A 9074-nucleotide genomic window follows, 5' to 3' on the forward strand; every position below is an offset into this window, starting at 1 on the left:
GCCATGCTGACTATTATTTCGACTAAAGTGAAACCTTGCTTAGTTAGCCGGTGAGCGAGTGAACGGGTGAACGGGTTCAATTGGCTAACTGGCTCACTGGTTAACAAATTACTCATCTTGCTGCTCAACACTACTCCTCATATACGTAACCTATTATTTCGACTAAAGTGAAACCTTGCTTAGTTAGCCGGTGAGCGAGTGAACGAGTGAACGGGTTCAACTGGCTAACTGGCTCACTGGCCGACTGGCCGACTAATTCATTCTTCCCAATTGGTAACATCATCACTGCCTTCTGTGCCGTCAGGCCCGAAAGAATATAAATCAAAGTCCCGGCCGTGGGACGAGGGGCACCGGTATTGGTACTGATTGCCCCAGGGATCGATTGGTTTTTTCTTAATGTAGGGTCCGCTCCAGTTCTTGGCGCCTCCCGGGTTGGTAAGCAAGGCCTCCAGGCTGGCCGGATACCTGCCGTTATCCAGCTCATAGAGGTCCAGGGCCACCGGTATATTAGAAGTAACGTCTGTCCCGGCAACAGCAATCTTGGCCTGCTCTGTGCGGCCGGCAAATCTGGGTATCACCATTGCCGCCAGGCTGGCCAGAATAACCACGACCAGCAGCAGCTCTATCAGTGTAAAGCCTTTCTCGTAGCGCATTATAATTTCTCCTCTCATTTGCGTTGTGCGCTGTGCGTTGTGCATAATTCCGGGGACACCATACTTAATTACCTATTTGTAAGACTTCCGGGGTAATTAAGTATAATGTCCCCGAAGCTGTCCCGAAACTGCGTTGCGCTGTGCGTTGTGCGCTATGCGTTGTGCGCTGTGCGTTTTGCGTTAAAAAAACAAAAACTATTTTTTAAAGAAAAACGGGATTTAAAAGCGCCAAAACGCAAGACGCACAGCGCACAGCGCACAACGACGTGGAAGTATCATCCCGCAATATTTATCGAAAAGATCGGCATAAGCATGGCAAAAACAATAAATCCGACCACTAAGCCAACTGCTAAAATTATTATCGGCTCAAGCAAAGAGGTCATTACCTTTACCGCCTTGTTTAACTGGCGTTCATAAAAATCAGCTACATCCAGCAGGGCCTCTTTCAAATTCCCCCCTCTTTCTCCCACTGCAAGCATGTTAGTCATAAAGCGGGGAAAAAGATCCGACCTTTTCATGCTCTGCTCTAAAGAAACGCCGTCTACAACGCCATGGCAGACTTTACGCAGTTCTGACCTGAATACCTCGTTATCCACTGTTGGTATGCTTATCTCCAACGCCTGAAATACCGGTATTCCGTTAGCCAGCAGTATTCCAAAGGTCCTGGAAAATGCTGCCAACGTTGATTTCTTGATAAAGTCTCCCAGCAGGGGCAGTTTAAGTTTAAGCCGGTCAAACATCATCTTTTCCTTTCCTTTAGTACCTCTGCGCCGAAGCATAAAAACCACGGCCAACACTGCCAGCACGCCCCAGTACCAATAACTTTTGATCCGGCTGCTCAACATCATCAGTATCCTGGTGGACAAAGGTAAAACCTGCCCCATTTCTTCAAACAGAGAAGTCAGCCGGGGGATAACAAACGCCAGCAAAGCAAACACAGTTATTGTCCCGACCATTATTATAAAAATCGGGTAGGCCAGGGCCGAGCTGACCCCTGCCTTTATTTCCTCCTGTTTATTTCTAAAATCAGCTAACCTGAGCAAGGTCTGTTCCAGCACTCCCCCGGATTCTCCCGAACGAACCATATTAACATATAAAACCGAGAAGGTACCGGGATATCTGCCTAAGCTCTCTGATAAAGTACTGCCGTCTTTTATCTCCTGCCGGATATTAGAAATAATTTCTTTTAACGCCGGGCTCTCGGTCTGTTCAAAAAGGATATCTACCGCCTCTAAAATTGGCAGTTTAGATTTAACCAGGCCGGCAAGCTGTTCGGTAAATATAGTCAGGTCTTTAGAGCGGATTTTGGAAAACATGCCCGGCCTTTTGGCCCCTGAGAAAGCCGTGGAGGCAGGAGAAACCGGGCCTTTAGAACCTTGTTCAACTACAACAACGCTGACCGGCACATACCCCATCTGCTCCAGCTTTTCAAGAGCTGACTTTTCAGTCCCTGCCTCCAGGATCCCGCTTATAATCTCTTTCGGCCCTTTTTTCGCTTTGTAATTGAACCTTGTCATATCCTCTCCGTTGTGCGTTGTGCGCTATGCGCTATGCGCTGTGCGTCTTGCGTTTTCATAATTCCGGGGACACCATACTTAATTACCTATTTGTAAGACTTCTTAATTCCGGGTAATTCCGGGGACACCATACTTAATTACCTATTTGTAAGACTTCTTAATTCCGGGGACACCATACTTAATTACCTATTTGTAAGACTTCTTTTAATTCCGGTAATTCCGGGGACACCATACTTAATTACCTATTTGTAAGACTTCGGGGTAATTAAGTATAATGTCCCCGAAGCTGCCCCCGAAGCTGCCCTGAAACTGCGTTGACGCACAGCGCACAGCGCATGACGCACAGCGCAAGACGCGAGACGAATTATCTTTCTACGAGAATAGAAAGCTCGTTTCCTTCCATTCGGCTAATGCCTTTTTCGATCGCTAAAGGTGGATTTCCCTCCACCTCAACCTTGCCCTTTTGCAGACAGGAAACCATCGACTGATGAAAATCTAAAAGAGAAAACTCTCCTTCCTGCCCGGGCAGGGCAACCGAGTTAGTCATTCCGCTGAATACAACCTCAGCAGTTTTTATATCGATTATAGACACTTTAAACATTTCGTTGTGCGTTGTGCGCTATGCGTTGTGCGTTTTAATTCCGGGGACACCATACTTAATTACCTATTTGTAAGACTTCTTAATTCCGGGGACACCATACTTAATTACCTATTTGTAAGACTTCTTTTAATTCCGGTAATTCCGGGGACACCATACTTAATTACCTATTTGTAAGACTTCGGGGTAATTAAGTATAATGTCCCCGAAGCTGCCCCCGAAGCTGCCCCTGACACATGACGCATAGCGCATAGCGCAAGACGCATCACTCCTCCTCCGCCTGAGTCACCCTTATTATCTCCTGCGGCGTAGTCAGGCCGGCAATGACCTTTTCCCAACCCGAGACGCGAAGCGTCTTCATACCCTGGCTGATCACCCGTTCATTTATCTTGTCGGTTGAGGACTTTTCCAGAATTAATTCCTTGATTTCTTTATTAACCACCAATATTTCATAAATAGCCGTCCTTTCTTTAAAACCGGTAAAATTGCACTCTTCGCATCCCCGGCCCCGGTAAAAATGGATATCAGATTCTTTAAGCCCGGGGTTAACAGCGCTAACGTCTTTTATTATTTGCCGTTTAATTTCACTGCTTGCTTCGTCTTCTTGTTTACACTTCGGGCAGATAAGCCGAATGAGCCTCTGGGCAATAAACGCCTCCACCGAAGAAGCCACCAAAAACGGCTCAATCCCGATGTTCAATAATCTGGTTATGCCTCCGGCAGCGTCATTGGTATGCACCGTGGAAAAGACCAGGTGCCCGGTCAGGGCAATCCTGATCGCCAGCTCTGCCGTCTCTAAATCCCTGACCTCTCCGACCATCATTATATCCGGGTCGTGCCTCAACATACTTCGCAGGCCCTGGGCAAAGGTAAATCCGATTTCAGACATAACCTGAATCTGGCTTATACCTTCAAGCTCGTATTCTATCGGGTCTTCAATAGTAATTATTTTGTTTTTAGTGCTTTTGATACTGCTTAAACAAGCGTAAAGCGTGGTGGTCTTTCCGCTTCCCGTAGGTCCGCTGATAAAGATTATTCCGTGCGGTTTTTTTATCAATTCCTCTATTGTATTTAAGTTTTTCTGTTCCAAGCCTAGTTTTTTTAGGCTGAACAGCATCCTGGCAGGAAGGATCCTAATTACCATCCCTTCTCCGTGGCGGGTCGGAATAACCGAGATCCTTAAATCAAGTTCGTCTTCGCCGATCTTTACAACTGCCCGGCCGTCCTGCGGAAGCCGGCGCTCAACAATATTCAGCTTAGACATAATCTTTATCCGGGAAATAATCGCTGAAAAAAGGCGCTTCATCTCCGGTGAAACATCCGCCTCATAAAGCACGCCGTCAATACGGTACCTTAAGCCCAGTTTTCCCCGGTAAGGCTCGATATGAATATCAGTAGCCCTTTTGCGATGGGCCTCCAAAATTATCTGGTTTACCAACTTGACTATTGAGGCATCCTCGGCTAATTTTGTTATGTCTTCTACTTTTTCAGCCGGTTTAGCCTCGACAGACTGCCTGGGCGCCTTGGCAATGATCCCCTGCACAGTTTCTGCGCCAACCCCGTAATACTTTCTGATAGCCTTTATTATCTCGGCCTCCGAGGCCAGGACCGGATCAATCTCATAGCCCAAAAACATTTTCAGGTCATTCAACGAGCGCAGAGGGTCAAAGGCAGCAATGGTTAATTTGCCTCCTTTGTATCTTATCGGAACTACCCTATAGTGCCAGGCGAACTTGGCCGGAACCTTGTCTATCGCCGAAGAAGAAACAGGGATATTCCCTAATTTAACATAGGGGATGCTTAACTGCTCGGAAAGAACAACCAACAACTGCTCTTCTTTTAAATATCCCAGCCTGATCAGGGTTGCGCCCAACAGCTCACCCTTTTTCTTCTGCTGTTCGGAAAGGGCTGTTTCTAACTGCCGGCCGGTGATTATGCCCTTTGCAACCAGCATCTCGCCTAACTTGGCTACCATGAGATTACTTTCCCTCTTCGTTGTGCGTTGTGCGTTTTAATTCCGGGGACACCATACTTAATTACCTATTTGTAAGACTTCTTAATTCCGGGGACACCATACTTAATTACCTATTTGTAAGACTTCGGGGTAATTAAGTATAATGTCCCCGAAGCTGCCCCCGAAGCTGCCCCTGACGCATAACGCATAGCGCATAGCGCAAGACGCATCACAGCGCTCCAATCATATAAAGCTCTTCGGCCGGCTTCTTATCCAGTTCCCCGGAAATTATTTTTTCACAGCTATTCAACGTCTTTTCTAAAGGCACGTATTCGCCTTTTCTGCCGGTATAGAGCTCGGCAGTAAAAAACGGCTGGGTAAAAAAATTGCGCAGTCTCTGAGCCCGCTCAAACAGAATCCGGTCCTCTTTAGAAAGCTCTTCTATCCCGATAATCGAAACAATCCGCCTCAGCTCCTCATATTTATTAAGGATCTTTAACACATCCTGGCTGATCCTAAAATGCCTCCGGCCTATAATCAGGGGGTCCAGATAAGAACAGGAAGATAACAGCGGATCAACGGCTGGATAAAGGCCCAACTGCACGTGCTGGCGGGAAAGGATCAATATCGAATCTAAATAACTGAAAATACAAACTACTGCCGGGTCAGTCAGGTCATCACTGGGCACGTAAATCGCCTCAATGGCAGTGATTGCGGCCTGGGAACCTGAACGGATTCTTTCCTGAAACTCACTCATCTCAGAAGTTAAGGTGGGTTGATATCCGGTCTCCGAAGGGATCCTGCCCAAAAGCGTAGAAAGCTCGCTCCCGGCCTGGGCAAACCTGTAAACACTATCAATAAAAAACATCACATCCTCGTTTTCCTGCTGAAAATGCTCTGCTATCGTCATCCCGGTATGGACAACCTCAAACCTCGCCCCGGCAGATTCATTCATCTGGCCAAATACCAGAATCGACCTGTCCAGTATCTTCTGCCTGCGCATTTCATTATAAAGTTCGTTGCCCTCCCTGATCCTTTCTCCTGCCCCGGTGAATACACAAAAGCCTTTTTGTTTTCTGATGACATTATGCATCAATTCCAGGATTATTACGCTTTTGCCAAGCGCTGCTCCTCCCAAAATCCCGGTCCTTGTCCCTTTTACCAAGGGGAACAAAAGGTCAAGCACCTTGATCCCGGTTTCCATCAGCTCAAATTTGGCCCGGCTCAGGCTTTTGATATCTAAATTAACCTTCTGTTTTTTATGGATCGGTTTTCTGACTTTTGTGTTAACCGGGCCTTTTTTATCTATTGGTTCGCCTAAGACATTTAATATTCTTGAGCAAACTTCTTTTCCTACCGGAGTTTCGATCGATAGGCCGCCAACTAAAACCTCGGCATTTCTCTGTAAGCCGAAAATAGATGTCAACGGAATACACTTGGCGACATTGCCGACATCCTCGGCTCTTTTGCTCAGGTATTCAACCACTTCCAGCACCACCCTCCGGCCGGTGTAAGTCTTTGCCTCCAAGACAGCATAAATAGGCGGGGGCTTGGCATTCGTTTCAAACTTTACAATTACGATCGGTCCCTGGACCGCGATGACTTTACCTTTTTCCATAACATTATATCGTTATATTGTTAAATGGTTAAATTGTTAAATTGTTAAACGGCTAAATGGCTAAATGGTTAAATTGCTATAACAGTTTAGCAATTTATCAGTTTAGCGGTTTAACAGTTTTTTTCATCCGCTCCACCGCTAACCGGCTGGAAAGAACCTCCCGGACATTTTTATCACTAATTTCGTGCAGAATCCTGAAATACTGAAAGCGCAGTTTTTTATCTATCTGTTTGATCTCGTCAGAACTGCCTTCCAAATGCATTACCCGCGCCGACCATTCGGAAAGTTTGCTCTCCCAGAAAATTCCGTATAATACGTAACTCATCCATATCTTCACCAGATACGTTATTACTTTGTTTAACTCCGGCTCAACAATAACCTTTTCTTCCCCGCCGGCGCTATTTTCGCCGATAAATCGGAACAAAAACCTGCAGGGAAGCACCTGATAGATCTGCACCTTCCAGACCGCAAAAGACACAAACTGGGGATAGACAATAATCGTCCGGCCAAACTTTTTATCTAAAAACCCCCGGACAATAAAATCCGCCAGGTCTTCAGCCTGCTTGTATTCCACCTCGTTATCGATACCGCTAAATAAGCTAAATTCCCGGCCGGCCTCGGCTATATATTTAGCGCCCTGCCTGCCGACCACAATCAATTCTTCGTTTCCCGAGCACTGCTCTAATGCGCTGTTAACTATTGAAACGTTCAGCTTTCCCAAAAAACCGATATCCGAGGTTACCAATACTATGGCGGGCCTCAAGGGAGAATTCTCTAAAAATAAATGCCGGCAGTCCCTGATATCCAGCATCTGAAAAAATTCCTGCAGATAATCTATAAATTCGTCGAGTTTTTTTCTGGCCTTTTGCAGGCGGTAGAATTCAGAAGAAGCCACGCCCCGCAGAACATTAATTATCCCGCCGATCTCCTTGTTAAAATCTATCTCTTTGCGCAGTTTGGTTAATTGAAACATGATTGCGTTGCGCGTCTTGTGTTGTGCGTTATGCGTTGTGCGTAATTCCGAATTCCGGGGACACCATACTTAATTACCTATTTGTAAGACTTCGGGGTAATTAAGTATAATGTCCCCGAAGCTGCCCCCGAAACTGCCCCGAACTTATATTTTAAAGAACTCTTGAAACGCCGTATCCAGCCCCCGCTTTATTTCCTCAGTCAGCGTCTTTTCAACAGACAGCCTTTCAAGCAATTGCGGCTGTGTCTTAAGCAGGTATTTATATATTTCTTTTTGGAACTTTTCCATTTTTTCCGGATCTAAAATCTCGGGGATCCCTCTGTTAAACGCGTAAAAAATAACAATCTGCTCTTCCAGCGCCAAAGGGCTGTTTTTATCCTGAATAAAAAGAGCGGTTAAGGCCTCTCCTTTTTTCAGCCTCTCTTCTACCTCGGAAGAAAGCTTGGTTCTGACCCGGGTAAGACTGACCAGTTCCTTATACCGGGTGTACTCGCCTTTTAATGCCCTGGATACTTCTTTTACCGCCTCGCACTGAACCTTGCTTCCGATCCGCGAAACAGAAAGCCTGAGGTCAATAGCCGGCTTAAACCCCTCATGAAACAGGCCGGTATCCAAATAAATCTGTCCGTCGGTCATTGAGATAAGATTGGAAGGAACAAGGCCTGTAACATCTCCTTCCTGGGTCTCTACTATCGGCAAAAAACTCATCGAGCCCCCGCCGTTTTCCTGATTCAGCTTTGCCGCTCTTTCAATCAACTGGGAATGCAAATAGAAGATATCGCCGGGATATGCTTCTCTGCCCGGAGAGCGCTCTAAAAGCAGGGAAAGCTGACGGTAGACCCAGGCATGCCGGGTTAAATTATCAAACACCGCCAACACGTCCTTGCCATGATGCATAAAATATTCCCCCAGAGCACAGGCAGTGTAAGGCGCAAGATACTGCTCTGCCGAAGAATCAGAGGCCAGAGCACTGACCACAATAGTATAATCCATCGCTCCTTCTCTTTTTAATTCCTGGATAAGCTTCATAAATGCGGAAAAACTGCCTCCGATCCAGCAGAATACGCAGATCACGCCTTTATTCTTCTGATTTAAAATGGTATCCACTGCCAGGGTAGTCTTGCCCGTAACCCGGTCCCCGATTATCAACTCCCTCTGGCCCTTTCCTATGGGAATAACAGTATCGATTGTTTTAACCCCGGTAAGTAACGGCTGATCTATCGGTACCCTGTCCACCACTCCCGGAGCATCGTTAAACACCGGATAAAAATTATTCTCCTGTATCCTGCCTTTACCGTCACCCGGCCGGCCAAAGGCATTGACTATCCGGCCGATAAAACTATCGCCGACCGGGGTTTCAAACACGCCTTCCTCGGAATAAACAACGTCTCCCACGCTCAACCTTGTCTCATCTCCCAAAACCAGGGCTAAAACTTCCTGTTCGTTAAACCCAATTACCATTCCCGGTAAATCCGGGTTTAATTCCACTATTTGGCCGTTGATGCAGGAAGAAAGCCCGCTTATTTTGACTATCCCTTTCTTGATCTCGTGAATTGTGCCGGTGTCTTTTATATCCAGCGCCGGGATCTTCATCTTCTCGACCATAATAACTCCTCACCTCACTATTAAACTGTTAAATTGTTAAGCTGGAGAATTGTATTCTAAAACTGCACAGTTTAAAGTTTAAAACTGCACACTCCCCAAGTCCTTAATTTTGTTCTTTTTAAGATAGGTGTCATCCTGAGGGAGCGTAAGCGACCG

Annotated in this window: 7 protein-coding genes; all 7 read right to left on the bottom strand. The window is 46.3% G+C overall.

Going from position 1 to position 9074, the window contains the following annotated elements; translation table 11 throughout:
* Window positions 1–257 precede the first annotated feature (257 nt).
* Window positions 258–653, bottom strand: a complete 396-nt coding sequence (gspG, locus tag U9Q08_04025) for a type II secretion system major pseudopilin GspG (GenBank protein MEA3328879.1) — start codon at window positions 651–653, stop codon at window positions 258–260.
* A 275-nt stretch (window positions 654–928) separates the two neighbouring features.
* Window positions 929–2170 carry a type II secretion system F family protein gene (locus U9Q08_04030; GenBank protein ID MEA3328880.1) on the bottom strand — a complete coding sequence of 414 codons (1242 nt, stop codon included), beginning with the start codon at window positions 2168–2170 and terminating at the stop codon, window positions 929–931.
* 364 nt (window positions 2171–2534) lie between these two features.
* Window positions 2535–2771 carry a hypothetical protein gene (locus U9Q08_04035; protein ID MEA3328881.1) on the bottom strand — a complete coding sequence of 79 codons (237 nt, stop codon included), beginning with the start codon at window positions 2769–2771 and terminating at the stop codon, window positions 2535–2537.
* A gap of 262 nt (window positions 2772–3033) precedes the next feature.
* Complete coding sequence (locus U9Q08_04040; protein ID MEA3328882.1) at window positions 3034–4743, bottom strand: GspE/PulE family protein; 1710 nt, start codon at window positions 4741–4743, stop codon at window positions 3034–3036.
* Window positions 4744–4951: 208 nt separating this feature from the next.
* Complete coding sequence (atpD, locus tag U9Q08_04045; protein MEA3328883.1) at window positions 4952–6340, bottom strand: F0F1 ATP synthase subunit beta; 1389 nt, start codon at window positions 6338–6340, stop codon at window positions 4952–4954.
* A 97-nt stretch (window positions 6341–6437) separates the two neighbouring features.
* Window positions 6438–7313, bottom strand: coding sequence for a FoF1 ATP synthase subunit gamma (locus U9Q08_04050; GenBank protein MEA3328884.1), 876 nt, complete (start codon window positions 7311–7313; stop codon window positions 6438–6440).
* Between the two features lie 144 nt (window positions 7314–7457).
* Window positions 7458–8918 carry a F0F1 ATP synthase subunit alpha gene (gene atpA / locus U9Q08_04055; protein MEA3328885.1) on the bottom strand — a complete coding sequence of 487 codons (1461 nt, stop codon included), beginning with the start codon at window positions 8916–8918 and terminating at the stop codon, window positions 7458–7460.
* Window positions 8919–9074: the final 156 nt, after the last annotated feature.

The organism is Candidatus Omnitrophota bacterium (assembly GCA_034717435.1).
Lineage (GTDB): Bacteria > Omnitrophota > JAUWXU01 > JAUWXU01 > JAUWXU01 > JAYELI01.